The sequence below is a fragment of the Streptomonospora halophila genome, from assembly GCF_039542725.1.
GTDB lineage: Bacteria > Actinomycetota > Actinomycetes > Streptosporangiales > Streptosporangiaceae > Streptomonospora > Streptomonospora halophila.
The window spans coordinates 203,365-229,363 of sequence record NZ_BAABIK010000002.1; the positions used below are offsets into that span (position 1 = coordinate 203,365).

General features: G+C 73.6%; 21 protein-coding genes and 1 tRNA gene. 11 read left to right on the plus strand and 11 right to left on the minus strand.

The window, feature by feature from the left end:
• Positions 1 to 41: 41 nt before the first annotated feature.
• Positions 42 to 1,466, minus strand: coding sequence for a MocR-like transcription factor YczR (yczR, locus tag ABEA15_RS03115; protein ID WP_345555393.1), 1,425 nt, complete (start codon positions 1,464 to 1,466; stop codon positions 42 to 44).
• A gap of 106 nt (positions 1,467 to 1,572) precedes the next feature.
• Here yczR and yczE point away from each other — a divergent pair, with 106 nt between their 5' ends.
• The 5 genes from yczE to ABEA15_RS03140 all read left to right on the plus strand — a co-directional run bounded on the left by yczE (position 1,573) and on the right by ABEA15_RS03140 (position 9,688).
• Positions 1,573 to 2,259 (plus strand): membrane protein YczE, encoded by a 687-nt coding sequence (yczE, locus tag ABEA15_RS03120; protein WP_345555394.1) that lies wholly within the window; start codon positions 1,573 to 1,575, stop codon positions 2,257 to 2,259.
• Positions 2,260 to 2,753: 494 nt separating this feature from the next.
• Positions 2,754 to 4,541, plus strand: coding sequence for a glycoside hydrolase family 15 protein (locus ABEA15_RS03125; protein WP_345555460.1), 1,788 nt, complete (start codon positions 2,754 to 2,756; stop codon positions 4,539 to 4,541).
• A gap of 78 nt (positions 4,542 to 4,619) precedes the next feature.
• Positions 4,620 to 5,348, plus strand: a complete 729-nt coding sequence (locus tag ABEA15_RS03130) for an MgtC/SapB family protein (protein ID WP_345555395.1) — start codon at positions 4,620 to 4,622, stop codon at positions 5,346 to 5,348.
• A gap of 151 nt (positions 5,349 to 5,499) precedes the next feature.
• On the plus strand, positions 5,500 to 6,174 hold the full coding sequence (locus ABEA15_RS03135) for a uracil-DNA glycosylase (protein WP_345555396.1): 675 nt from the start codon (positions 5,500 to 5,502) through the stop codon (positions 6,172 to 6,174).
• A 187-nt stretch (positions 6,175 to 6,361) separates the two neighbouring features.
• On the plus strand, positions 6,362 to 9,688 hold the full coding sequence (locus ABEA15_RS03140; RefSeq protein ID WP_345555397.1) for an NACHT domain-containing protein: 3,327 nt from the start codon (positions 6,362 to 6,364) through the stop codon (positions 9,686 to 9,688).
• 169 nt (positions 9,689 to 9,857) lie between these two features.
• Here ABEA15_RS03140 and ABEA15_RS03145 read toward each other — a convergent pair whose 3' ends face one another.
• Entirely contained in the window at positions 9,858 to 10,631 is a 774-nt protein-coding gene (locus tag ABEA15_RS03145; RefSeq protein WP_345555398.1) for an SIR2 family NAD-dependent protein deacylase, read from the minus strand.
• A 368-nt stretch (positions 10,632 to 10,999) separates the two neighbouring features.
• On the opposite strand from ABEA15_RS03145, the gene ABEA15_RS03150 reads away from it, so the two are divergent.
• The gene (locus tag ABEA15_RS03150) at positions 11,000 to 11,887 is read left to right on the plus strand and encodes a sulfotransferase (protein ID WP_345555399.1); all 888 of its coding nucleotides are present in this window, start codon (positions 11,000 to 11,002) and stop codon (positions 11,885 to 11,887) included.
• A 105-nt stretch (positions 11,888 to 11,992) separates the two neighbouring features.
• On the opposite strand, the gene ABEA15_RS03155 is transcribed toward ABEA15_RS03150, so the two are convergent.
• Complete coding sequence (locus tag ABEA15_RS03155) at positions 11,993 to 12,733, minus strand: alpha/beta hydrolase family protein (RefSeq protein ID WP_345555400.1); 741 nt, start codon at positions 12,731 to 12,733, stop codon at positions 11,993 to 11,995.
• A gap of 347 nt (positions 12,734 to 13,080) precedes the next feature.
• Between ABEA15_RS03155 and ABEA15_RS03160 the strand changes: the two genes are divergently transcribed.
• Positions 13,081 to 13,239, plus strand: a complete 159-nt coding sequence (locus tag ABEA15_RS03160) for a hypothetical protein (protein WP_344145132.1) — start codon at positions 13,081 to 13,083, stop codon at positions 13,237 to 13,239.
• Positions 13,240 to 13,553: 314 nt separating this feature from the next.
• On the opposite strand, the gene ABEA15_RS03165 is transcribed toward ABEA15_RS03160, so the two are convergent.
• A complete protein-coding gene (locus ABEA15_RS03165; protein WP_345555401.1) occupies positions 13,554 to 14,384 on the minus strand; it encodes an aldo/keto reductase in 831 nt (276 codons plus the stop codon).
• 228 nt (positions 14,385 to 14,612) lie between these two features.
• On the minus strand, positions 14,613 to 14,942 hold the full coding sequence (locus ABEA15_RS03170) for a hypothetical protein (RefSeq protein ID WP_344145136.1): 330 nt from the start codon (positions 14,940 to 14,942) through the stop codon (positions 14,613 to 14,615).
• A 717-nt stretch (positions 14,943 to 15,659) separates the two neighbouring features.
• On the opposite strand from ABEA15_RS03170, the gene ABEA15_RS03175 reads away from it, so the two are divergent.
• Together ABEA15_RS03175 and ABEA15_RS03180 are read left to right on the plus strand one after the other, a co-directional pair.
• Positions 15,660 to 16,223, plus strand: coding sequence for a 2-thiouracil desulfurase family protein (locus ABEA15_RS03175; RefSeq protein WP_345555461.1), 564 nt, complete (start codon positions 15,660 to 15,662; stop codon positions 16,221 to 16,223).
• A gap of 38 nt (positions 16,224 to 16,261) precedes the next feature.
• Positions 16,262 to 16,335 (plus strand) — tRNA-Pro (locus ABEA15_RS03180).
• A 107-nt stretch (positions 16,336 to 16,442) separates the two neighbouring features.
• On the opposite strand, the gene ABEA15_RS03185 is transcribed toward ABEA15_RS03180, so the two are convergent.
• Positions 16,443 to 16,658 (minus strand): tyrosine-type recombinase/integrase, encoded by a 216-nt coding sequence (locus ABEA15_RS03185; RefSeq protein ID WP_345555402.1) that lies wholly within the window; start codon positions 16,656 to 16,658, stop codon positions 16,443 to 16,445.
• Between the two features lie 94 nt (positions 16,659 to 16,752).
• On the opposite strand from ABEA15_RS03185, the gene ABEA15_RS03190 reads away from it, so the two are divergent.
• Positions 16,753 to 16,899: a hypothetical protein gene (locus tag ABEA15_RS03190; protein WP_345555403.1), complete on the plus strand. Its 147-nt coding sequence runs from the start codon at positions 16,753 to 16,755 to the stop codon at positions 16,897 to 16,899.
• A gap of 958 nt (positions 16,900 to 17,857) precedes the next feature.
• On the opposite strand, the gene ABEA15_RS03195 is transcribed toward ABEA15_RS03190, so the two are convergent.
• Complete coding sequence (locus ABEA15_RS03195) at positions 17,858 to 18,850, minus strand: AraC-like ligand-binding domain-containing protein (RefSeq protein WP_345555404.1); 993 nt, start codon at positions 18,848 to 18,850, stop codon at positions 17,858 to 17,860.
• A gap of 358 nt (positions 18,851 to 19,208) precedes the next feature.
• Between ABEA15_RS03195 and ABEA15_RS03200 the strand changes: the two genes are divergently transcribed.
• Positions 19,209 to 21,146 carry a primary-amine oxidase gene (locus ABEA15_RS03200; protein WP_345555462.1) on the plus strand — a complete coding sequence of 646 codons (1,938 nt, stop codon included), beginning with the start codon at positions 19,209 to 19,211 and terminating at the stop codon, positions 21,144 to 21,146.
• 294 nt (positions 21,147 to 21,440) lie between these two features.
• Here the strand turns inward: ABEA15_RS03200 and ABEA15_RS03205 are convergent, their stop codons facing one another.
• The 4 genes from ABEA15_RS03205 to ABEA15_RS03220 form a co-directional block, all read right to left on the minus strand.
• Positions 21,441 to 22,847 (minus strand): aldehyde dehydrogenase family protein, encoded by a 1,407-nt coding sequence (locus tag ABEA15_RS03205; protein ID WP_345555405.1) that lies wholly within the window; start codon positions 22,845 to 22,847, stop codon positions 21,441 to 21,443.
• A 100-nt stretch (positions 22,848 to 22,947) separates the two neighbouring features.
• A complete protein-coding gene (locus tag ABEA15_RS03210) occupies positions 22,948 to 23,715 on the minus strand; it encodes an SDR family NAD(P)-dependent oxidoreductase (protein ID WP_344145154.1) in 768 nt (255 codons plus the stop codon).
• A gap of 18 nt (positions 23,716 to 23,733) precedes the next feature.
• On the minus strand, positions 23,734 to 24,507 hold the full coding sequence (locus ABEA15_RS03215) for an SDR family NAD(P)-dependent oxidoreductase (RefSeq protein WP_344145156.1): 774 nt from the start codon (positions 24,505 to 24,507) through the stop codon (positions 23,734 to 23,736).
• A complete protein-coding gene (locus ABEA15_RS03220; RefSeq protein ID WP_345555406.1) occupies positions 24,504 to 25,961 on the minus strand; it encodes an APC family permease in 1,458 nt (485 codons plus the stop codon). Before ABEA15_RS03220 ends, ABEA15_RS03215 begins: the two co-directional genes overlap by 4 nt.
• Positions 25,962 to 25,999: the final 38 nt, after the last annotated feature.

A 25,999-nucleotide genomic window follows, 5' to 3' on the forward strand; every position in this document is an offset into this window, starting at 1 on the left:
GCCGGCGGCCGGGCGGGCCGATCGGTGCCGAGCCCGAACGGTCAGCCCAGCAGGCCGTGGTGCACCCGGCCGGGCCGGCTCGGCGTGTGGGTCCAGGCGCGCGCCAGCCGGTCGACGCCCTCGACCAGCACCTCGGGTGCGTGCGCGTAGGACAGGCGCACGCGCCGCTCCAACGTTCCGTCGGCGCCGAACAGCGGCCCGGGCGCCACGTACACGCCGTGCCGCGAAGCGCTCTCGGCCAGCGCGCTGGCCGCGGCGCCGGGCAGTCCCGCCCACAGCACCAGTCCGCCCGAGGGGCTGCTGAACTCCCAGTCGGGCAGCTTCTCGCGCAGCGCGGCGACGAGGGCGTCGCGGTTGCGGCGCAGCTGCCGGCTGCGTTCGGCGCGGATGCGCAGCGTGTCGGCGAGCAGGTGGGTGACGGTGAGCTGGTCCAGCAGCGAGCTGGAGAGGTCCAGGCGCTGGCGTGCGGTGGTCAGGCGCTCGACCATGGGCGGTGTGGTGCGCACCCAGCCGATGCGCAGGCCGCCCCAGAAGGACTTGGCGGCCGAGCCGACGGTGAAGACGCGCCCGTCGGTGTCGTGGGCGGCCAGCGGCGCGGGCAGGTCGCCGGAGTCGATCGCCAGTTCGGCCACGCCCTCGTCGACGATCAGCGCGCTGCCGGCGCGGCGGGCCTCGGCGGCCACGGCGGCGCGCTCGCGGTCGTCCATCAGCACGCCGGTGGGGTTCTGGAAGTCCGGGATGAGGTAGGCGGCCGCGGGCCTGATGCGGCGGAACGCGTCGAGCACGTGGTCCATGTCCCAGCCGGAGGGGGTGACGCCGACAGTGCGCACGCGCGCCTCAAGCCGACGCGCGGCGTCCAGGGCGTGGGGGTAGGTGGGCGACTCGACCAGCAGGCTGTCACCCGGCTCGGTGAGGATGTCCATCAGCAGCGCGACGGCGTGCATGGCGCCGCTGGTGACGAAGATCTGCTCGGGTGCGGTGGGCAGGCCCCGTTCGACGTAGCGCCGCGCGATGGCGTGGCGCAGCTCGGGCAGCCCGCGCACGTTGTAGCCGATGCCCCCGACGTGCACGGCCAGCTGGTCCACCGCCAGGCGCGCGGCCTGCTGGATGCCGTCGACGGCGGACGGCGCCGCCACGCCCAGGTCGATCCGATCGGTACGGGGCATCAGCACACCGGGCGCCGAGCCTCCCTCGGGCAGGACGGTCCAGCTGCCCGCTCCCTGCCGGCTGTCCAGGAACCCGTTCTCCCGCAGCCAGGTGTAGGCGGCGGTGACCGTGTTGCGGCTGACGCCCAGGGCCGCGGCAAGGTCCCGCTCCGCCGGCAGCCGGGTGAAGGTGGGCACCCGGCCGTCCAGGACGAGGCCGCTGACCGCCCGGCCCAGGGCGAGGTAGTAGGGCCGGCCGTCGGCTTCGGGGCCGACCAGCCGGGCGAGGAGATGGCCGTTGATCCGCCGCTCACCAACCACGAGGGGGCCACTTTCCGAAATTGGCGCTGTTTTTCCCGGATTGTGCGGAGCCAACATAACCCCTGCGGCCCATCTGCCGCGCTCACCCACTCGGAAAGGCACCCACGTGTCCACTGCACCCCGGCCGATCAGGATCGCGCGGAGCGTGCTCCTCCACCCGCTGCTGCCGCCGCCCCGACCGCGCCGCCTGGTGCAGCTCTACGCGGGGCTGAGCGCCTTCGGGCTGGGCTGCGCGCTGCTGATCAGCTCCCGCCTGGGCGCGATGCCCTGGGACGTGCTGCACCAGGGCCTGGCCCTGCACACCGGCCTGTCCGTGGGCGCCTGCAGCATCCTGACCGCCGGCGCGGTGATGCTGCTGTGGGCGCCGCTGCGCCAGCGGGTGGGGCTGGGCACCGTCAGCAACGCCGTGGTCGTGGGACTGGCGGTGGACGCCTCGCTGTGGGTGCTGCCGGAAGTGGAGGGCCTCGCGGCGCGCTGGGCCGTGCTGGTGGCCGGCATCCTGCTGACCGGCCTGGCCACCGGAGCCTACATCGGCGCCCGGCTGGGCCCGGGCCCGCGCGACGGGCTGATGGTCGGCCTGGCCGCGCGCACCCGGCTGTCGGTGCGCACCGCCCGCACGGCCATCGAGGTCGCCGTGGTGGCCGCCGGCGCCCTGCTCGGCGGCACCGTGGGGGTGGGCACACTGCTGTTCGCGGTCGCCATCGGGCCGCTCGCCCAGCGCGCGCTCCCGCTGCTGAGCATCGGCGGGCCGGAGCCGGCCGAGGCCGGATCCGGCCCGCACGAACGCCGCTGACCGGCCGATCCGCCCGGCGCGGGGCCGATCCGGTCGGCCCTGCGCGGCCCTCGCCGGGCGCGGAATCGGTCGCCCGGAAAACGGATCCGGACCCCGATTTCAGCGGCGCTCACCGCACCGCACCGATCACGTCGAAATAACGGATCCTCAGTCGCAAACCCCCGGCTGCGCGCGATCGCGGCATCAGGAGAGGCCCGCGCCCGTGCCCGCGAAAAGCCCGCTCTTCCCCGGGGCTTCCCGAACGCATCGCGCGGGTATCTGCTAGAGCACATTTAGTCGGCCCTCCACCTGGGAAAGCGCTTCAACCGGTAGCGTGACGGCAGCGGGCGACGCGGCCCGCACAGCCGACCGGCCCACCGCGACTCCGGACTCCGGCGCGGATACCGTCGCCGTGGCGCGTGCACGCGCCGCTCTCGCGTGTCCGCGGGGCGGTTCGGAGTTGGATACGGTACGTCCGCGTGGACGTGATCTTGGTTGAGAAGGGGGTGAGCCGCGTGTCCGGCTGGATTGAGGATTACGCGCTGATCGGCGACATGCAGACCGCAGCTCTCGTGGGGCGCGACGGCTCCGTGGACTGGCTCTGCCTTCCCCACTTCGACTCCCCCGCCTGCTTCTCCGCGCTTCTGGGCGACGAGCAGAACGGCAACTGGTGGATGCGGCCGGCCAACGGCGAGCCCCGCGCCGCGCGGCGCCGCTACCGCCCCGAGACGCTGGTCCTCGAATCCGAGTGGGACACCCCCGAAGGCTCGGTGCGCGTCATCGACTTCATGCCCCCGCGCGGCGGCGCCCCCCACATCGTCCGCATCGTCGAGGGCCTGGCCGGCACCGTGCGGATGCAGACCGCCCTGCGCCTGCGCTTCGACTACGGCAACGTCGTCCCCTGGATCCACCGCAGCGGCACCGAACTGGTGGCCATCGCCGGGCCCGACTCGGTCTGGATGAGCTCCCCCGTGCCGCTGGAGGGCCACAACTTCCTGCACGACGCCACCTTCACCGTCAGCGCCGGACAGCGCGTCCCCTTCGTCCTGACCTGGCATCCCTCTCAGGTCGAGGAGTCCGACCACCTCGACGCCGAGAAGGCCCTCTCGCGCACCGAGCGCTTCTGGCGCAACTGGGTGGACCAGTGCACCTACGAGGGCGAGTACCGCGACGCCGTCGTCCGCTCCCTGATCACCCTCAAGGCACTGACCTACCGCCCCAGCGGCGGCATCGTCGCCGCGCCCACGACCTCCCTGCCCGAGGACGTCGGCGGGGTGCGCAACTGGGACTACCGCTACTGCTGGCTGCGCGACGCCACCATCACTTTGGAGGCCCTGATCCGCAGCGGCTACACCGACGAGGCGCAGGCCTGGCGGGAGTGGCTGGTGCGCGCGGTGGCCGGCGAGCCCCAGCACATGCAGATCATGTACGGCGTGCGCGGCGAGCGGCGGCTGTCGGAGTGGGAGGCCGACTGGCTGCCGGGCTACGAGGACTCCCGCCCGGTGCGCATCGGCAACGCCGCCGTGGGCCAGTACCAGCTCGACGTCTACGGCGAGGTCATGGACGTTCTGCACCTGGCGCGGCGCAGCGGCCTGCAGGGCGGCGAGCACGTGTGGGGACTGCAGCGCTCGCTCGTGAACTACCTGGAGTGGTGCTGGGACGAGCCCGACGAGGGCCTGTGGGAGGTCCGCGGGCCCCGCCAGCACTTCGTGCACTCCAAGGTCATGGCGTGGGTGGCCGCCGACCGCGCCGTGCGCATGATCGAGGACTTCGGCAAGGAGGGGCCCATCGAGCGCTGGAAGGCGCTGCGCGACACCATCCACGCCGAGGTCTGCGAGTACGGCTACGACGCCCGCCGCAACACCTTCACCCAGTACTACGGCAGCAGGGAGCTCGACGCCGCGCTGCTGCTGATGCCCGAGGTGGGTTTCCTGCCCTACAGCGACCCCCGCATCGTCGGCACGATCGAGGCCATCCGCGACGACCTGATGATCGACGGCTTCGTGATGCGCTACCGCACCGACCGCGAGGAAGCCGCCGACCACCTGCCCGGCAGCGAGGGCGCGTTCCTGGCGTGTAGCTTCTGGATGGCCAACGCGCTGCTGTCCATCGGCCGCGAGAAGGAGGCCCGCGAGCTGTTCGACCGGCTGCTGGCGCTGCGCAACGACGTGGGGCTGCTCGCCGAGGAGTGGGACGCCTCCAGCGGCCGCCAGGTGGGCAACTTCCCGCAGGCCTTCAGCCACGTTCCGCTGGTCACCACCGCGCTGAACCTCTCCCACCAGAACGGGCACCGGCGCGGCTGACCGCCGGCGTTCCTCCCCGGCGTCCTCCCGCGCCGCTTCGGGCGGGAGGACGGCGCCCGCCGCGGGTAGCTGTGGGCCATGGACGGATTCGCGGAGAACCTGGAGGGCCAGGGGCCGGCGCAGCTGATCGCCCTGGCCGTCGCGCTCGTGCTGTGCACGCTCATCGGCCTGGAGCGCGAGCTGCGGCAGAAGAACGCGGGCCTGCGCACGCACACCCTGGTGGGCGTCGGCGCGGCCCTGTTCATGGTGGTCAGCAAGTACGCGTTCTTCGACGTGATCGACGAGGACTCCATCACGCTCGACCCCTCCCGCGTGGCCGCCCAGATCGCCTCGGGCATCGGGTTCATCGGCGCCGGCGTCATCTTCGTGCGCCAGGACATCGTGCGCGGGCTGACCACCGCCGCGACGATCTGGGTCGCCGCCGCCGTGGGGACAGCGGCGGGAGCGGGGCTGTGGCTGGTGGCCGCGGCGGTGACGGCCGCCCACTACCTGGTCGCCCTGGGCTACCCGCCGCTGCTGCGGCTGATCACCCGCCGGCGCCCGCAGACCGCCCCCATCCGGGTGTCCTACCAGGACGGGCAGGGCGTGCTGCGCGCCGTCCTGGCCGACGTCACCGAGCGCGGGTTCTCGGTGCAGGAGGTCGACACCCGGCGCAAGGAGGTCGGCGACCCGCGCGCGGCGGTCATCGAACTGGTCCTGCACGTCCGCGGCGGCAAGGGCACGCAGACGCAGGATCTCGCAGCCGCTCTCGCCGAGACCCCGGGGGTGCTGTCCGTGCGCATCGGCGAGCCGGCCAACGAGGAGTGAGCTGAGGAGCGCGCGGCGGCCCCGGCCGCCGCGGTCCGCGCGGCCGGCGCCGCCCTCGCCCGAACCCGCCGTGCCGGATGGCCCGCTGCGCCGGGCGTACGGGCCTTCGCGAGCGGGCGCGGACGTCCCCGCCGGCCGCTAGGGTGCTGCCATGCCAGGACGACCCTTGAACGAAGTGATGGACGACGGCTGGGCCGCGGCGCTCGCCCCGGTGGAGGACCGGATCACCCGGATGGGCGAGTTCCTCCGCCAGGAGGTCGCCGCGGGCCGCACCTACCTGCCCGCCGGCGAGAACGTGCTGCGCGCCTTCCAGCAGCCCTTCGAGGACGTGCGGGTCCTCATCGCGGGCCAGGACCCCTACCCCACCCCCGGTCACGCGGTGGGGCTGAGCTTCTCCGTCGCGCCCGACTGCAAGCTCCCGGGAAGCCTGCGCAACATCTTCCAGGAGTACAGCGACGACCTCGGTCTGCCGATGCCCTCCACCGGCGACCTCTCCCCCTGGACCAAGCAGGGCGTCCTGCTGCTGAACAGGGCGCTGACCGTCGCGCCGGGCAAGCCGGCCGCGCACCGCGGCAAGGGCTGGGAGGAGGTCACCGACCAGGCCATCCGCGCCCTGGCCGAGCGCGGCACCCCGCTGGTGGGCATCCTGTGGGGCCGCGATGCCCGCAACCTGCGCCCGCTGATGCCGGGCGTGCCGTGCGTGGAGTCCACCCACCCCAGTCCGATGTCGGCCAAGAACGGCTTCTTCGGCTCGCGGCCGTTCAGCCGCGCGAGCAGGCTGCTGGAGGAGCAGGGGGCCGAGCCGGTCGACTGGCGGCTGCCGTAGAGGCGGAGCGCTCCCGGAGCCGGCCGGCCCGGTTCGCAGGCGGCGGGCGGCCGCGGGCGGCCGGATGTGGCCGCCCGCGCCGATGCGCCCGCATTGAGGGGCGCGCGCCCGCCGTACTTGAATCGTCCCGTCGGGATGGGAGCACCCGCGTACGACGCGCGGCACAACAGGGGAGGGCGCCCGCGCAATGGCCACAAGGCTCGGCTACGCCGACGCGCTGAGGGTTCTGGGCCAGGACGACTCGATCGTGCTGGACTTCGCGGAGAAGCTGGCCGAAGGCGGGCTGGGCGCCCTGGGGATACCCGGACTGTCGAGCGCGGGCGGGGCGATCGCGCAGATGGGGCGCCGGGCGCTGACCGGCATCCGGGAGAAGGTCACCGGGATCAGCCGGATGGACCGCACCGAGCGGGTCGCGATGGCGTACAGCACCCTGGTCGCGGTCGCGGTCTCCGAGGCGCTCGACGCGGTGCTCCGGGACCCGCCCGGGCGGCTGCCCGCGGAACTCGAACTGACCCGCGAGGAGCGGCTGAGGCTGGAACAGCGCCTGCTCGGCGAGTACCGCTCGGTCGCGGCGCACGACAGGGCCGAGGTGGCCTCGTGGGCGCTCATCGACGTCATAGCGGGCCTGGCGGCCTGGGAGCGGTTGGACCCCGCGACCCGCGTCGAGGCCAGGCGGGACCTCGAGAACCGCCTCCCCGCACTCGCGCAGCGGCGCTTCGACGAGTCGTTCCGGCAACTGGCCGCGGATGTGCCCGAGTTCGGCGTGTGGGCCCAGGCGGCCGAGCACGCGGCCACGCGCCGGGACGTCGCCGAGATCGGCACCGGCATGGGCCGCCTGCGCGACCTCGTCGAGGAGATGGCCTCCGCGGCGCCCGCCCCCGACCGGCGCCGCGCCGAACTGGCCGCCGTCTACCGGGCCGCGCTGGGACGGCGGCTGCTGCGTTCCGCCGACGCACCCGCAGGACTGGTCCTGCCGACGATGGAGTCGGCCTACCTGACCCCGCGCGGACGCTTCAACCGGGTGGACGCGGCCGCCCAGCCCTCGTCGGAGCGGTGGTGGGCCGACGCACCGCTGCACCACGACGTCGAGTCGCTCCTCGCCCGGCTGCTGACCAGCCCTGAGGTGGTGAAGGCCCCCGTCGTCGTGCTGGGCCACCCCGGCGCGGGCAAGTCGGTGCTGACCGAGATGCTCGCCGCCCGGCTGTCCACCGCCGACTTCTTCGCCCTGCGGGTGGAGCTTCGCGCGGTGCCGCCCGACGCTCCCCTGCACACCCAGATCGAGGAGGGCCTGGCCGCCACGCTCCAGACGCGGGTCGCGTGGCGGGAGCTGGCCGAGTCGGCCGGCGGCGCGCTTCCGGTGGTCATCCTGGACGGCTTCGACGAGCTGGTGCAGGCCGGCGGGGTGAACCGGTCGGACTACCTGGAGCAGGTCCAGGAGTTCCAGCGCCGGCAGGAGGCCGTGGGGCAGCCGGTCGCGGTCATCGTGACGAGCCGGACCGTCGTCGCCGAGCGCACCCGCTTCCCCGACGAGACCCCGGTACTGCGGCTGGAGCCCTTCGACGGCCGGCAGGTCGCCCGCATGGTGGAGATCTGGGGCGGGTCCAACGAGGCGGCCTACGCCGAGCGCGGGCTGCGGCCGCCCGACGCCGGCGCGCTGCTGGCGTTCGGCGAGCTCGCCGCACAGCCGCTGCTCCTGCTCATGCTGCTGGTCTACGACTCCGGCGAGAACGCGCTGCAGCGCTCCGGCGGCGCGCTCTCGCGCAGCGAGCTCTACGAGGAGCTGCTTCGGATGTTCGCCGAGCGCGAGGTCCGCAAGCACCGGCCGAACCTGAGCGACGACGCCATGGCCCGCTCCGTCGACGACGAGCTGCACCGGCTGGAGGTCGTGGCCGTCGCGATGTTCGTCCGGCAGCGGCAGCACGTCAGCGCCGCCGACCTGGACGGCGACCTGGCCGTGCTGATGCCCGCTACCGCGGTGCGCCCCGCCGAGACCGATCCGCACGGCGCGGTCGGCGACGCGCACCAGGTGCTGGGGCGGTTCTTCTTCGTGCACGAGTCGCAGGCGCGCCGGGAGTCCGGTATTGCGAGCGTTTACGAGTTCCTGCACGCGACCTTCGGCGAGTACCTGGTGGCGCGCGCCGTCACCGACGCGCTCGACGACCTGCTGCAGGCCCGCCGCTTCGCGGCGCTGCGGCCGCGCGCCGCGCCGCCGGTGGACGACGGGCTGCTCTACGCGCTGACGTCCTACGCGCTGCTGGCGGGTTCGGCGGCGATGGTGGAGTTCGTCCAGGACCTGCTCGACCGCCGCTTCGCCGGCAGCCCGGACGAGCGCGCCGAGTACCGCGAACTGCTGGTGGAGCTGTTCCGCGAGGCCCCGTATCCGCCGGAGAACCGCTCCTACACGGCCTACCGGCCCCGCCGCGTGCCCGTCACCGAGCGCCAGGCCGCCTACACCGCCAACCTCGTCCTGCTGCTCACCCGCGTGGCGCCGGACGGCCTGGACATCGCCGAGCTGTTCCCCCACGAGGAGGGGTGGGGCCACCTGAGGGACTGGCGCGCGCTGGCCGGCCAGTGGCGCGGCCTGCCGAACGCGCAGTGGCACGGACTGCTGAACGCCGTCCGGCTGCGGCACATCGGCTACGGCGGCGACGCCCCGCACACGCTGCTGTATCCGGTGGAAGAGGGCGCCGACCTCAACCTCGGGGAGTGCATCGGCTTCGACATCGACGGCCGCGAGACGCTGTCGGTCACCGACCCCTACTCGGTCACCCTGCCCGCGGGCGGGCTCACGACGAACCTGATGCGCTCGTCGGCGATGCGGATCAACGGCACTCCGGCCCGGATGGCCCTGATGCTGCTGCCCTACCTGGCCCACGTCGGCGGCGAGCCGCTGCGGTGGAGGGAGGACCGGGAGGAGGGCACGGTCTTCGGTGAGGGCCACGACGTGCTGGAGCTGCGGCTCGCCGCACCCTCGTTCGACGGCGGCGCGTGGAGGGGGCGCCTGCGCCGCTTCCAGCGGCTGCTGGAGGGATCGGACCGGTTGGGCGCCTGCGAGTCGCTGGTGCTGCGCCAGGCGGCCGAGGACCTCTCCTACGCCGCCCGCGTCGCGGCCGACTCCGGCCCCGGCCCCAGCGCGGCGGAGTCCTACAGCCGCCTGCTCCGATACGTCGTGGAAGCCTATGTGGAGGAGGTCGTCGTCGTCGCTCCCGCGGCGCCGGGCTCGGCGGCGGCCCTGCGCACGGTGTTCGACGAACTGGGTGCGCACTTCTCGGGCTTCGAGCACAGCATTTACGGGCGGCACGCCGCCCTGATCCTGGAGGCGGCCGACGCGGCGGCGGAGTCGGGCGCCGAAGCCGTGGTCGCGCTCCCCGAAGAGCTGCAGGAGGCGGACGGCGGTCGGGGCGGCGCGGCGCCCCGCCGCACGTCGCGGCGGGGGCGACCGGTCGCCGACCGCTCCGCGCCCTTCGGGTACGCAGAGCACGCCGACAACAGCCGGAGCTGGGGCTCGGGGTAGCGGCGGGCGCCGCCTTGTGCAGGCGGTTCGGCACACGGGGCCGGCCGCAGCGGAGAAGGCGGCCACCGTGGAACCCCGCCGCCACGCGGCGACGCGGCCGGGCATGCGAACCGGATGTTTGCGTCCGCCGCCCGAGCCCGCCGCCGCAGCCCGGGCCGACGCGCGGCTCCTAGCCCGCCGCGTCCAGCGCGTACTTCGCCAGTTGCGGCACCACCTCGCCGATCGGGTCGCGCAGCACCGCCCGCGCGCTGCCGTCGTAGGGGGTCGGCTCGGCGTTGACGACGACCAGCGGCACGCCGTTCTCCAGCGCGACGTCACACAGCCCGGCCACCGGATGCACCGCCAGCGACGTCCCCACGGTCACGAAGACCGAGGCCTGGGCGGCCGCCCGGACCGCCGCGTCGAGAACGGCGGGCTTGAGGCGCTGGCCGAAGGAGACGGTGTCGGCCTTCTGGATGCCGCCGCAGGCCGGGCAGCGCGGGTCGGACTCCTCCTCCAGCCGCGCCAGCACCTCGGGCGTGGGCGTGCGGGCGCCGCACTGCATGCACACCACCTGCTTGATGCTGCCGTGCACCTCGATGACGCGGTCGCGGGCCGTGCCGGCGGCCTGGTGCAGGCCGTCGATGTTCTGGGTGACCAGGGCGCGCAGCCGGCCCGCGGCGTCGAGGTCGGCCAGCGCCCGGTGGGCGGCGTTGGGGCGCGCGTCCCAGGCGGGGTGGTCGCGGCGCATGAGCCAGACCTTGCGGCGGACGTCCGCGTCGGACATGTAGGTGTCGAGGTCGAACAGGGCGGCCGCGCCGGGGTCCCGGGTCCACACGCCCTGCGGACCCCGGAAGTCGGGGATTCCCGAGTCGGTGGAGATTCCGGCCCCGGTCAGAACGGTGATGCCCCCCGCTGCGGCGAGCAGGGGCGCGACGTCGGCGGGGCTGGCGGCTGCGGTCATGGGCGGTCCCTCGGTCCTCGGCGTCGGGGGTCGGCCGGGTGGTTCGCCTCCCATTGTGGCAGCGCCGCATGCGCGTGCTCACGGGAAGATCACGTATCCACCACGTCTCATCCACCACCCCTTCGGACATACCGCCGCATGGCGTACTTCGCGGTAATCTCGCCTCACAGCGGTGACACGCAGTGCGGCATGAGAGAGTCCGGGTGTGCCCGGCCGAGGAGGGGCGGCGACGCGCCGATCCCCCAGGAAAGCGGAGGTCACTCGAGACCGATGGGGTTCGCTGGGATCAGTGGGCAGCCGGCCGCGCCGGTTCCGGAAGGCTGCGAATGGCCCAGAACCCGCCGAAGAGTGCAAAAATCTCCTTGCTCATGAAACAGCCGCCCTACATCCTCATCGTGAACGGGACCAAGGTCCGCCGCCCCGTGTTCGTCCTGGGCGCGCCGCATTCGGGGGTGGGCCTGGTCGCCCGCGCCCTGGGCAAGGCCCCCGGATTCCACGTCGGCGCAGGCCACGGCGCCGTACAGGACGCCGTCCACGCCCTGGCGCGCCGACCGTCCATCGCCGAGGAGCGGGCTCAGGGCACCGCGTCCCTGCTGCGGGCGGCGTTCGCCGAGTCCTGGCAGCTCACGCCGCTCACCTGCCCGCGCTGTCCCGGCGGCCCGGTGCCCGCGCGCGACGCGGCCGCGCCGTGCCGCCACGCAGGTGGCGTCGGCCGCTACGGCGACGCCAGCCCCGACCTGCTCTACTGCGCCGCCGCGCTGCAGCGGGCGTTCGAGGACGCCGTATTCGTGCAGGTCATCCGGGACGGGCGGGACGTGGCGGCGTCGATGCTCGGCGACGAGCAGGCGCTGTCGTGGTTCCGGCCCGCGCTGGCCAACCTCGACCACGAGATGCCCAACCCGTTCTTCGGGATCGAGGACGAGAAGGACCGCGCGCAGTACCCGAAGCTGTCCATCGCGGCCAAGTGCGCGATGCGCTGGCGGGGCGCGGTGCGGCTGTCGGCGCGGCTGCGCGGGGCGCTGGGGGCCGACCGGCTGATGACGCTGCGCTATGAGGACCTGTTCGGCGGCGAGGTCGCCACCGCCGAGCAGCTGCGCGAGTTCACCGGTGCGCGGGTGTCGGCGGTGGAGCTGGTGCGCAGCGACTCGCCGGGCATCGGGTCCTGGCGCAGCAGGCTCAGCGCCGAGCAGCGCGAGGACGTCCGCACGATCGCGGGGTCCGAGCTCCAGCGGCTGGGCTATGCGAAGCAGCGCTGAGGTCCGAGCGGCCCGGAGCCCCGGTACGAAAGCGCTCTCGGGCGCGGCGCGCGGGGCGGTCGGCGCGGCCGGTCGCGCGGGCGCGGGGTGCGGTGCTCGGGCCGCCTACGCCGACACCCGCTGCAGCCACTCCCCCGCCGCGTGCCAGGCGGCGTGTCCCGGATCGGCGACGGCGAAGTGGTCGGCTCCGGGGATCTCCGCGTAGTCGACCCGGTCGCCCGCGGCGCGGGCCGCCTCCGCATAGGTGCGGCTGTGCTCGACGGGGACCCGGTGGTCGGCGTCGCCGTGCACGATCAGCTGCGGAAGGCCGACGGGCAGGCGGTGCAGCGGGGCGGCCGCGGCGTAGGCGCGCTCGTCGGGGGCCGGGCCGAGGAAGTCGGCGACGGCGCCCTCGCCCAGGCCCGCCTGCGCCGCTGCGCGCAGGTCGGTGACCGGCGCCAGGCCGACGACGGCCGTCAGCGGCGAGTCGTGAGCGGCCAGCAGCGCCAGGTGGCCGCCCGCCGAGTGGCCGACGGCGACCACCCGGCCGGGGTCGCCGGGTTCGGCACCTTCCGCCAGGCGGGCGCCGAGCAGGTCGAGCGCGGCGCGGACGTCGTCGAGGGTCTGCGGCCAGCCGCCGCCGTCGCCGCCGGTGCGCCGGTACTCCAGGTTCCACACCAGCCAGCCGGAGTCGGCGAGGACGGCGGCGATCGGCTCCATCAGGCGCAGGTCGTGGGCATCGCGCCACCAGCCGCCGTGCAGCAGGACCGCCACGGGGAAGGGCGCGCTGTCGTCGGCATCGGGCTGGTGGATGCGGACCATCCGGCTGGGATGCTCCCCGTATGCGAAAACGTGCGTGCTCGCCATCGTGCCTCCCACTCGCCCGCGGTCCGGTGGCCGCCGGCACCGTTGCTGCTCGCCCGGCTCCGCCGCACGACCGCGCCCCTGGCCAAAGTGTCGCATTCGCCGTGGCCTGGAGCGACCGCGCGGTCACGCTTCGCTGAGGCGGGCGGGGCGGACGGGGGCGCGTCGGATGCGGGCGGGGCCGGTGCTGGGCGCGCCGGAGGCGGGCCGGAGGGATGCATGCGTGTGCGGCGGGGGCTGGGGCCGGAGGGCCGCGGGACGGGAGCGGAAGCGGCCGAATGGGCCCGGAGTGGCGCAGCCGACCTGTGGACGCCTCCCGTTCCCCCGAACCCCTCCTCTAGCATGGGGCCATGGGAGAAATGGGAATCCTGGGCCTGATCGCGCTGATCGCAATCGTGGGGGTGCCCGCCTCCATCGTCGCGGGCGGGATCGTCTACGTGGTCCGGCTGGCCAGGCGCGGCACGCAGGCCACGCTCGCCGACGCCGCCAAGCGGCGCGAGGTGGCCTGACCGGGCCGCCCGGTCGGTAGCGCGCAGGGGCGGGGGCGCGGCCGGTCGCATCCGGGCGTGCCGCCGCGGCCCCGCGACACCGCTGAAGGCGGTACCGGACCCGTCGTGAGCACGCGGCGCCGCACGCGACGCGCAGCGGCCGACCGCCCCGGGGACCGGGGTAGTCGGCCGCTGCGCATGCGTCACCGCTCGGCGGTGTGGTCGGCGCACCGTCGGGCACGGCGACCGGCGGCTTGGTACAGCCTGCCCCGGAGGCGAGCCGCGAGGGCGCCGCCGGCGAGCGCGGGAAGGGGCGGGCGGCCGCCCGGTCCGGCTCAGGCCGCGTTCATCGTGTCCGGGTCGGGGCCGATGCGCCCGCCGTCGTCGAGCCCGGAGATCGTGTCGACGTCGCCGCTGGACAGCTCGAAGTCGAAGACGTCGAAGTTGGCGCGGATCCGCTCGGGGGTCACCGACTTCGGGATGGCGACATTGCCCATCTGCAGGTGCCAGCGCAGGATCACCTGAGCGGGCGTCTTGCCGTAGGCCTCGGCCACCTTGGCGATGGTCGGGTCCTGCAGCACCTGGCCCTGGCCCAGCGGACTCCAGGCCTCCGTGGCGATGTCGTGCTCCTTGTCGAACCTGCGCAGCTCCTGCTGGGTCAGGCGCGGGTGCAGCTCGACCTGGTTGACCGTGGGCACGATGCCGCCCTCGTCGAGGATGCGGCGCAGATGGTCGGCGTGGAAGTTGGACACCCCGATTGCGCGCACGCGGCCCTCGGCGTAAAGCCGCTCCATGGCCTTCCAGCTGCTCACGAAGGTGTCGCGGGCGGGCATCGGCCAGTGGATCAGATAGAGGTCCAAGAACTCCAGGCCGAGCCGCTCCAGCGAGGCGTCGAAGGCGCGCAGCGTGCTGTCGTAGCCCTGGTCGCTGTTCCACAGCTTGGTGGTCACGAACAGCTCGTCGCGCGGCAGGCCCGAGCGGCGCAGGGCCTCGCCGACGCCCTCCTCGTTGCCGTAGGCGGCGGCGGTGTCGATACTGCGGTACCCGGTCTCCAGGGCGGTGCTGACGACGTCTGCGACCTCGCCGCCGTCCACCTGCCAGACGCCGAACCCCAGTTGCGGGATGCGCACGCCGTTGTTCAGCGTCACGTCGGGAACCGTGGTCATGAGTCCTCCCCATTCTCAGGTGCACGATCTGTCTCCCCCCGGCGGCAACCGCGGGCCCCGTAGGGCGCATTCCGGCGCCGCGGGCGATGTGCACAGTGCCACCCCGTCGCACCCGCGGCGGGGCCGGGGTCCCATTGTGCGACATCGGCGCACTTCAGGGGCATCTGAGGTGCGGCAGCTACGCGGAGTCCGACCGCGGCCGCGCAGCGGGGCGGGACCGGCGGGGCGTCACGCGCCGAACCGGTAGACCACGCCGAAGACCAGAAGCTCGTCGGGCGAAAGCTCCGGCGCGATGCCGGGGTAGTCGCCGACGCGGCCCTGGTGGAGGACGTAGGGCTCGCCGGGGCGCAGCTTCTCGATCTCGCCGGCCACGGCGGTGCGGGCCGCAGCGGCGGCGACCTCGCCCTGCGCGTCGCTCTCGGTGCCGGAGGAGCCCAGCGGGCGGTAGACCAGGTCGACGGGGCGCGCCTGCGCCGGGACGAGCGCGGCCAGGCCGCCGACCTCCTCCATCGCCGCGTCTCCCGAGTCCAGGCGCTGTTCACGCGTGTTCCCGCTCATGGCGCACCAACTCCTCAACCGCCGATCAGGGTGCCGCCTGCCTTCCTCTGGTCTCCCAGTAACCCCCCAGAGGCCGCCCCAAACGGAGGCAGGGGTGAGAGGGGCGGGAGGGGCCCGGCAGGCGGACCGCGGGCAGGCCGGGAAGGTCGGGCAGGCCGAGCAGGTCGGGGGACGGGCCGTAAGGACGGGCCCGCAGGAACGGAGGGGCGGGCCGGAGGTGCGGCTGAGGGGACCGCACGGCCGCCCTGAGGCCCGCGTCCCCCGTCGCGCGTGGGAGCCGCCCGGCCGGGGGCGTGCCTCGGGCCTGAACGCCCGGGGAGGCCGTGCGGGTCGTCGTGCGCGTACAGGGCGGGGCGTGGCGGAGTGGCGGAGCAGGCGGGTGGGCGGGGGCAAGGGGCGGCGGGCAGACGGCGGGCCGCGGGCGACGGAGTGCCGTAGGCTCGACGGCGAAGGGCGGGCGGTCCCGGCGGCGGCGCCCGCGGGAACCGCGAATCCGCGGAAGCTCGGAAACGAGGAACCGCGGCACAGGAGCGCAGGAGCACAGGAGCCGGACGGCAGGTCATGGACGGCACAGCAGACACAGGCGCGGCGCACGGGTCCGGCACGGACAAGGCCGAGAGCCCGGCGAACGCGGCCGCCCGAGCCGGCGCAGCCGCTGCCGCCGACGCGCGGGAATCCGAGCGCCCGGCCGGCACCGAGGGCACGGCGCCCGGGCGCATCCTGGTCAGCGCCTGCCTGCTGGGCGGCCGTGTCCGGTTCGACGGCCGGGCCAAGACCGTCGCCGCAGACATCGTCGACCGCTGGCGCGCCGAGGGCCGCATCGTCGCCCACTGCCCCGAGGTGGCCGGCGGCCTGCCGGTCCCCCGGCCCCCGGCCGAGATCGAGCCCGGCGCCGACGCCCGCGCCGTCCTGGAGGGACGCGCGCGCATCCTCACCCCGGACGGCGAGGACGTCACCCGGCACTTCGTCGCGGGCGCCCGCACGGCCCTGGCCGCGGCCGCCGGCAACGGCGTGCGCACGGCCCTGCTCAAGGAGTCCAGCCCCTCGTGCGGACTGAACCGGGTCTACGACGGCACGTTCACCGGAGCCACCGCCCCCGGCCCGGGAGTCACCGCGCTGCTCCTCCAGGACCACGGGATCGCCGTTTTCCCCGAATCCGAGCTGGAAGCCGCCGATGCCCACCTGCGGACCCCGCCCGCCGACACCCGACCTCCCGCACGGGCCCACGATGCCCCCACCGGGCCCGCAAACCCGTCACAAGCAGCCCCGCAGATGCGATAGAGTCTTACTCGTCCGCAGGGCAGCAACCCACCGGACACCGGGACGTGGCGCAGTTTGGTAGCGCACTTGACTGGGGGTCAAGGGGTCGTGGGTTCAAATCCCGCCGTCCCGACACAGATCAGAAGGGGTATCGCCAGGTGAGCGGTACCCCTTCACTCGTTCACGGGCCCCTAACTGGGTCCCTGTCTGTCGCAAGTAGGCAAACGGTAGGCAACGCGCTCATCCGAAGACGCCGTCCATCGCTTCCGCGCCGCCCGTGAAGACGCGCCGTACCTGCTTGCGATAGACCGCCTCGGTGACCGCAGTACCGCTGTGGCCCACCAGGCGCGCGATGTCCTCCAGCGGCACACCGGAGTCCGACATCAGCGAGACGAAGCTGTGCCGCAACTCCCGCGGCGTCCACTCCTTCGGCGCCAGGTTCGCTGAGGGCGGCACGGCCGGTCCGCGGCTGGGAAATCCGGATGACGCCCGCCGCGTGCCGTGCCACGCTGGGCTCCCCCCGGCGAACGGAGGCCCCGTGGGTGCGTGCGTGTTCTGTCTGATCCGCGACGGCGAGGCCGCACACAGCCTCGTCCACTCCGCGGCCAAGCAGGCCACCCCCGCCCCCGCCACGACCGCGAAGGCGACCAGGCTCCCCCACGGCACCGCCGAGGAGCGACAGCCCCCGATCCGATGACGAAGTACAGCACCGCCGCCGTGACCAAGGCCAGAGCCCCGATACCGATCTCGTTGGAGACGCGCTCGGCGTCGGTCCCCATGGCCGAGTCGAAGCGGGCACCCACCGCAGCGAGCCCGAAGACGAGCCCCGTCAGCATCAGGAAACCACCGAAGACGAAAGCGCAGATGCGGGCGGCGATCACCGCGCCGGGCTGGCCGGACTTCTCGGGCCGGGGCGCATAGGGATAGGCGTGACCGGCAGGATAGGGCGCCGGGTATTGGGGGGCGGCCGGCGGATAGCCCGGCCCGATGGGCGAGCTGCCGCTCGGAGGCCGGGGTCGCCCCTCACAGCGCAGCCGGCTGCTCAAGCAGCAGGCCCACCGCGGCCTCCATCTTCTCAGCAGGGATCTGCACCCGCCGCGCATCCGCGACCCACAGACGCGCCCCAGTCCGCGGGCGCACAGAGCCTCAGCAAGGCCCGCGGTTGCGGCCGCATCGAGCGCCGACCGCCGGTGCGATGCTTCATCGGCGGCCACGCGGGCCGGGGAGCCGCCCGGAGGAGGGCGGCGGCCGCTGCAGCAGAGATCCTCCGGGAGGAAGCTGTTACACTACGAGGTCGTTCGGGCGTGTCCACCAGCCCTAACCGGACTACAGAAGGAGATCCCGAGAAGGCAGAATGGGAACAGGGATATTTAGCTCGTTTTATGTAGCGACTCATTAACACCCCCTGCCCAAAATCAGAATCTCGGCCCCCTACATATTCTCCTCCTGACGCTCCTACTGGTGGCATTTCTTGGAGCAGCAGCATTTTCAGTAAATTTCGGCTGGGGGCTTGCAGGAGTCCTGTTGGAGTTCATACGGCATCGGAGGAGCCCGACCCGCGATACCGATCACGGCAAGACTCGAAACACAGTCAATGGTCCAGTGTCGGGAACGACGGTCCAGGCCGGAACCATCGGCCAGATCCAACTCCATCGTCATTGCAACTGTGACTCACAGCGGTGGCCGCCGAGGATGCGCTCCCGGTAGCCCGTAGGCGACTCGCCGAACTCGGCCTTGAACAACCGGCTGAAGTGCGCCGCGTCGGGCAGGCCCCAGCGGCCCGCGACCCACGAGACGGGGCGGTCCGCCAGCAGCGGATCCCCCAGGTCGCGGCGGATCCGCTCCAGGCGCCGCGTGCGGATCCACGCCGAGACCGTCTGCCCCTCGGCCGAGAAGATGGTGTAGAGGTGCCGGGTCGAGATGAAGTGGGCGCGGGCGAGGCTCGCGGGCGTGAGGTCGAGGTCGCCGAGGTGGTCGAGGATGTACTCGCGCACTTCGCGCGCCAGGCTCCGGGCCGGGTTGGCCACGGGGCCCAAGCGGCGGTGCAGCTCCTGCGACAGCATGGTGACGAGCAGGTCCAGGCCCGAGTGGACCAGCCGCGTGGCGTGCGGCCCGGCCAGCTGGTCCATGTTCCGCCCCAGTTCGACGAAGAACGGGTTGATCACCCGCCCCAGACCGGCGTCGCTGGGAAAGCACGTCGCGGTGACCCGGGCGACCTCGTCGCGAGGCAGGTCCACGAGCTCGTGCGGGAACATGATGACCATGGCCTGGTTCGCCTCGGGAAACGCCAGCGTGTACGGCCGGTGGGTGTCGTAGATGGCCAGGTCGCCGGGCCTCAGCTCGGCGGTGCGGCCGTCCTGCTTCAGGACCATCGAACCGGCCAGCTGGAGGCTCAGCTTGTAGAACCGGGGGTCGTCCTCGGAGATGAGGTCCGGGGTGCGCCGCACCGTATGCGGCGTCGCCACCATCTCGAACAGGGAGACGTCCTCGACCACGGTCCGGGAGAGGCGGCCTTGGAAGGCGACGTCACCGAGTTCCTCGATCTCCAGCGGCACCACGGTGCGCGCGACCGTGGACCTCCAGACCTCCAGATCGAAGGGCAGGCCGGGCATGTCCGCGACACGGCTTGTGCTGCCGGAATAGCGCATCGCTGCTCCCGTCGCGTGGGCTGGGACACCCATGATGATCAGAATCGCCCATCAGGTCCACCCCTGCGAGCTCGGGTGACCGACGGTTCTCTGGCGGCCTTGTCGCAGGGCGCGACCCGCTTGACTCTGCGTGCCCGATCCGGCTCCAGCGCTGGGGCCGCGCTCTCTGTGCCGGGTATGTTCCCGCTACACGGGGCCGCGCCGGCGTCGGGCCCGGCCTCGCCGCAAGGCGCGCCCGCACACATCCGGCGCGCGGAAGCCGACCGCGCATCCCGGCCCCCCAAGCCCCGGGTTCACGGAGGAGGAATCGTTGGCGACGGACACCACCCCGACCGGCGCTGCGCCGTCGTCCTTCGGTGTGACGCACCCTCTCGACATGCTCACAGCCGAAGAGATCGCGGCCGCTCGGGAGGTCCTCGTCCGCGGCGGACTGGTGGGTGAGACCACCCGCTTCCCGCGGCTGCTGCCGATCGAGCCGGACAAGCAGACCGTCCTGGGCCACACCCCGGGCTCGGACGACTTCGACCGCAGTGTGCTCGCCACGCTGCTCGACACCGCGACCGGGCGGGTCAGCGAAGCCGTGGTGTCGGTGACCGCCGGCGCCGTCACCTCCTGGCGGGACCTTCCGACGGCGGAACCCCCTTACGGGCAGCCCCCTTACCTGTTCGAGGAGTACGACCGGGCCGCCGAGATCGTGAAGGCCGACCCCCGCTGGCGTGCCGCCATGGCGCGCCGCGGCATCACCGACACGACCCACACCTTCGTCACCCCGCTCGCGCCGGGGTTCTTCCCCGAGGAGGGCGGTGCCGGCCGGCGCATGATGCGGTCACTGACCTTCCACCGCCGCCATGCGGGCGACAACCCGTGGGCGCATCCCGTCGAGGGCGTCATCGCGCATGTCGATCTGACCTCGGGCACCGTGGTCCGCCTCGAGGACGACGGCGAGGCCCCGGCCCCCGTGCCCTGGGACGACTGGGACTACACGCCCGAACACACCGGTCCCGCCCGCACCTCCCTCAAGCCGCTGGAGATCACCCAGCCCGAGGGCCCCTCGTTCTCCGTGGAGGGCAGCCGCGTCCGGTGGGAGGACTGGACCCTGCGGATCGGCTTCAACGCCCAGGAGGGCCTGGTCCTGAACCGGATCACCTTCCGCGACGGCGGGGAGGACCGCCCCGTCGTGTACCGGGCCTCGGTGCCCGAGATGGTCGTGCCCTACGGCGACCCGGCGCCGGCGCGCTACTGGATCAGCTACTTCGACGCCGGCGAGTACTCCCTGGGCAAGAACGCCAACTCGCTCAAGCTCGGCTGCGACTGCCTGGGTGAGATCACCTACGTCGACGCCGTGGTCGCCGACGACCGCGGCGAGCCGATGCCGATCCCGCACGCCGTGTGCATGCACGAGGAGGACTACGGGATCCTCTGGAAGCACACGGAACCGGGGGGACCGCCCCAGGTCCGCCGCTCGCGCCGCCTGGTGATCTCCTACTTCGCCACCGTCGGCAACTACGACTACGGCTTCTTCTGGTATTTCTACCTCGACGGCTCGATCCAGATGGAGACCAAGGCGACCGGCATCGTGTTCGTCGGCGCCGCAGAGCCGGGGACCGAGAACCCCCACGCCCCCGAGATCGCACCGGGCATCATCGGCCCGGTCCACCAGCACATCTTCTGCGCGCGCCTGGACATGTCCGTCGACGGTCTGCAGAACTCGGTCGAGGAGGAGAACCTCGTCGCCGTCCCCACCGGCCCGCAGAACCCGCACGGCAACGCCTTCACCTACGAGCGCACCCGGCTGGCACGCGAGTCGCAGGCGGCGCGCGACGCCGACAGCGAGACCGGGCGCCGCTGGTACGTCACCAGCGCGCACCGGCGCAACGCCGTCGGCAGGCCCACGGCCTACCAGCTCACGCCGATGCCGGGTCCCCGGCTCATGGCCCAGCCGGGCTCCTCGGCCGCCGAGCGCGCCGGATTCGCCCGCCACCACCTGTGGGCGACCGCCTACGACCCGGCCGAGCGGTTCCCGGCCGGGGACTACCCGAACCAGCACGCGGGCGACGGCCTCGGGCGGTGGACGCAGGCCGACCGGGAGCTCACGGACACCGACGTCGTCCTGTGGCACACCTTCGGGCCGACCCACATCCCCCGGCCCGAGGACTGGCCGGTCATGCCCGTCGACTACTCGGGGTTCTGGCTCAAGCCGCACGGCTTCCTCGATGCCAACCCGGCGCTCGACCTGCCGGACTGGTCCTCCCGCAGCCGCGGAGGCGGCGGCGCGCACGGCGAGTGCTGTGAGTGACCGGGCGCGGTAGGCGAGCAAACGAACGAGCCGGCGGGCCGCGTCGTTAAAGAATCCTCCCCGGCGGGCCCCCGTCGCCGCCGGCCCGCCCTCCGCCGAAGGGCCGGGGCGGACGGTGCGGACGGTGCGGACGGCTGGAGAGTCGTGGAGCCGCCGGCCCGCGCGCCGCCGTGCCCGCACACGGACGGACGGGAGGGGCTCCCGTCCGTCCGTGCGGCCCGCGGTCCGGCTCGCGGGCGGGCACGGCGGCCGGGCGGGCACCCCGGGAGAGGGAGTGTCCGCCCGCGGTCGGGGTCAGGTCGCGATCACCTGCGGGACCGCGACGGACTTCAGCCCCTCCGCGCCGAACTCCAGCCCGTAGCCGGATCCCTTGACGCCCCCGAACGGCACCATCGGGTGCACCGTCCCGTGCTTGTTGATCCAGATCGTGCCCGCCTCGATGCGCGACGCGACCTGCTTGGCCCGCTCCACGTCGCCCGACCAGACCGACGCGCCCAGCCCCACGTCGAGAGCGTTCGCGTGCGTGATCACCTCGTCGAGGTCGGAATAGGCGATGATCGGCAGCGCCGGCCCGAACTGCTCCTCCACGACGAGCGGTGCGTCGGCGGGCGGTCCGGTGACCAGCGTCGCCGGGAAGAAGTTGCCGGGAGCCTCCCGGTCGGGACCGCCGCCGGTGATCAGGCGCCCGCCCGCGGCCGCGGCCTGGGCCACGAGGTCGTCGACGATGCGGAACTGTCCGGCGGTGGTCAGGGGGCCGAGCATGCTGGCCTCGTCGGTTCCCGGCCCCATGGGCATCCGGGCCGCCACGCCGGCGAGTGCCTCGGCGACGTCGTCGTGGAGGGACTCGTGCACGTACAGGCGCTTGAGCGCGGCGCACGTCTGGCCCGTGTTGATGAAGGCGCCCCAGAAGAGGTCCTCGGCGATCGCGGCCGGATCCGCGTCGGGAAGCACGATCCCCGGGTCGTTGCCGCCGAGTTCGAGCGTGAGCCGCGGCAGGTTGGCGGCGCTCGCCGCGGTGATCGCCCTGCCCGTCCGGGTCGAACCGGTGAACATCAGCTTGTCGAACGCCGGATGGGCCACCATCGCCGCGCCGAGGTCCCCGCCCCCGGGCAGTACCGTCAGCACGCCCTCGGGAAGCACCCGGTTGACGATCGCGGCCAGTGCGAGCACCGACAGCGGAGTGTGCTCCGAGGGCTTCATCACCACGGTGTTGCCCATGCGCAGGGCGGGGGCGAACTGCCAGGTGGCGATGAGCGCCGGCCAGTTCCACGGTCCGATGGCGCCCACCAGGCCGGCGGCCCGGTAGCCGAGGGTCGCCTGCCCGGACTCGTCGTCGAGTACCCGTTCGGGCTCGAGCGGGGTCGCGGCGGTGGCGCGCAGCCAGGCCGACACCCCGCCCGCTTCGAACCGGCTGCCGGGGCCGTTCAGCGGCTTGCCCTGCTCCCGGGAGATGAGATGCGCCAGCGCCTCGGCCGACCGGTCGACGGCGTCGGCCGCGGTGTTCAGCAGCCGGGAGCGCTCCTCGTGGCCGAGCGACTCCCAGTCGGGCTGCGCCGTGCGTGCGGCCGCGACGGCCTGCTCGAGGTCGCCGGTACCGCGTTCCGGCGCCCGGCCGAGCACCTCGCCGGTGGCGGGGTCCGACACCGGCCGGCCGCCGTCCGCCGCCGTCACGGCGGCCAGCAGACTCTCGTAGGTCTCCATTGTCCTGTCTCACCTCTGTGTCGTCTCGACGGTCCGTGCCGGTACGCGCCCGAGCGGGGGCGTGCGGGCGTAGGAGGGGGCCCGCGCGGGCGCGCACGGCTCACGCGGGAAAGGCCGATCGTGCGGAGTAGCCGAAGTCCGCGGCCAGCGCCGCGCCGTGGATTCCGGCGGCGGCGGGGGACGCGAGGAACAGCACGTGCTCGGCGATGTCCTCGGGCCGATGGACGGGAAAGTCCGCGCCGCTGAAGTCGCCGCGGTCGAGGTCGCCGCGGCTCATCGGCGTGTCGACGACGGACGGGCAGACGGCGTTGACACGCACCTCGCCGGCCGTCTCCACCGACAGGGCCCGCGCGAGCTGGACCACGGCGGCCTTCGACGCGCAGTAGGGGACCATCCCCGGGGCGGCGACGAGCGCGGAGTCGCTCGCCACCAGCACCGCGGCGCCGTGGGGCGAGCGGCGCAGGGCGCCGAGGGTGTGCTTCAGCGTCAGGTAGGCGCCGGTGGCGTTGGCGGCGAAGACCCGCTGCCAGTCCGCGAGGGAGACCTGCTCCAGCCGGCTGCCCACCGGACCGGAGACACCGGCGCAGGTGACGACGGCGTCGATGCGCCCGAGGCGCTGGAGCGCCGACGCGACGGCCGAACGCATCGACGCCTCGTCCGCGACGTCCGCGGTGATCGCCGGCGCCGGTCCGGCCCGGCCCGCGCGCAGTGCCTGCGCCTGCTCCTGCGCACCAGCGCCGTCGCGGTCCAGCAGCACCGGTGTCGCCCCCCGGGCGGCGGCCCGGCGGGCGACGGCGGCGCCGATACCGCTCGCCGCTCCCGTGATGAGGACGACGGCGCCGTCGAGGTCCGGGAATGTGCTCGTCATCGTGGTCTCCCGTTCCCCTCAGCCGAACGCCAGGGTGGGGACGTCGACGATGTGCGCGCCGCCGTCGACCACCAGGGTCGCTCCGTTGACGTAGCCGGCGTCGGGACCGAGCAGGAACGCGACCGCGCCGGCGACCTCCTCCGCGGCGGCGGGCCGGGCGAGCGGCACGTCGCGGGTCACGGCGGCGTAGGCGGCGTCGATGTCGGCGGCGCCCCCGCCGTCGACGAGGACCCGCATCTCCTCGTCGGCCATGGGTGTGCGGACCCAGCCCGGGCACACGGCGTTGGCCCGCACCCGGGGCCCGTAGTCGCGCGCCAGCGACCGCACGAGCCCGAGCAGCGCGTGCTTGCCGACCGTGTATCCGGCCGTCTGCGGTGCCGCCCGCAATCCCGAGAGGGAGGAGACGACCACGATGCTCCCCTGCGACGCCTCCAGAGACCCCAGCGCTTCGCGGGCGGTGACGAACGCCGTCGTGAGGTTGCCCTCCAGACTCGCGCGCCAGGCCTCGTCACCGGTGGCGCCGATGGTGTCGTAGCCGTGTCCTCCCGCGTTCGCCACGACGCCGTCGAGGCTCCCGCAGCGCTCGCCCGCCTCGTCGACGACGCGGCGCATGGCGGCGCCGTCCGCGGCGTCGGCGACCATCGCGGTGATGCGCGGGTGAGTCGCGGCGACCTCCTCCAGCGGTTGGCGCCGCCGACCGGCGATGACGACGTCGCCGCCGTCCGCGGCCAGGCGGGCCGCGATCGCGGCGCCGATCCCGGTGCCGCCGCCGGTGACCAGGTATCCGCTCATTCGGCCGCCTCCGTGATCGTTCTGCCGGGGGCGACGCGGTCGAGGTCCTGGTCGAGGGAGTGCCACACCTGCGGTCGGGACGACCTCAGCCGGTACCCGAGGATGACAGCGAGGACAGCGGCGATGGGCACCAGCCAGGGGAGCAGGGTGATGACCCGGCTGTCGCTGCCCGCGAGCTCGGGGAAGTTGGCGAAGGCGAGGACCGTCACGGTCCACAGCCCCGCACCGCCGGCGAGCGGGAGCGCGAAGGTCGTGAGCCGGCGCGGGTCCCGGACCCGCCGGAAGTGCACCACGATGGCGGTCGCCGCGAGCGCCTGGAGCACGATGATGCCCAGTGTGCCGATGCCGGTGAAGACCGCGACGAGGTCTCCGACCGGGTCCAGGCCGGCGATCGCGTGGGCCATCGCGACGGCGGTGGCGAAGACGAGCTGTGTCGTCGAGGCGACGACCGGTACCCCGTTCTCGCGCCGGGTGTGGGAGAGCGGACGCGGCAGCACGCCGACCCGGCCCAGGGCGTAGAGGTAGCGGGTGGCGGCGTTGTGCAACGCGAGCAGTGCCGCGAAGAGGCTCACCACCAGCAGCAGCATCATCACGTCGGTCATGCCCTCGCCGAGGTACTCGCGGGAGACGACGAGGACGAGGTCGCCGGCCTCGAGGTGCTGCAGAGCGGTCTCCCGGGTCTCGCGCACACCGAGGGCGGAGACGATCGCCCACGTTGTGACGGCGGCGAACACGCCGATGAAGGTGATCGCGATGTAGGTGGCGCGCGGGATCGTGCGCTTCGGGTCGCGCGCCTCCTCGCCGAACAGCCCGGTGGCCTCGAAGCCGACGAACGCGTTGGCCGCGAACAGCAGCCCGAGCCCCAGCGAGCCTGCGAGGAACACCTCCGGCAGGAAGGGCTCGAAGGAGTAGCCGGTGGTGAGGAGCACGGCGACGTCGAGGACGACCAGGATCGCGACCTCGAGGATCAGGGCGGCGGCCAGCACCTTCGCCGAGAGGTCGATGCCGCTGCGCGTCAGCAGCCACACGGCCGCGACCGAGGCCAGGCTCCAGACCCACCACGGCAGGTTCAGGCCGAAGACGTCGGCGACGACCAGCGAGGTGAAGAACCCGCTGGCGCCGACCGCCCCGGCGACGAAGCAGTTGTAGCCGACCAGGGCGATGAAGGCGCCGACGAGTCCCGGGAGGCGTCCGAGTCCGCGGACGACGTAGGCGTAGAACCCGCCGGCGTTGACGAGGCCTTTGGCCATCTGGGCGTAGCCGACGGCGAAGAGCAGGAAGACGCCGGTGGCGAGGAGGAACATCATGGGCGTCCCGCCGCCGGCGCCCACGGCGAGGTTGATTCCGCCGATGACGATGATGCCGGTCAGCGGTGCGACGGCCGCCAGGACGAGGAACACGATCCCCGGCACGCCGAGGTGTCCCTGGAGTCTCGTTTCTGGGGTGGGGGACATCGTCTGCTTCCTTCTCCCTGCCGGTCGGGACGCCGCGG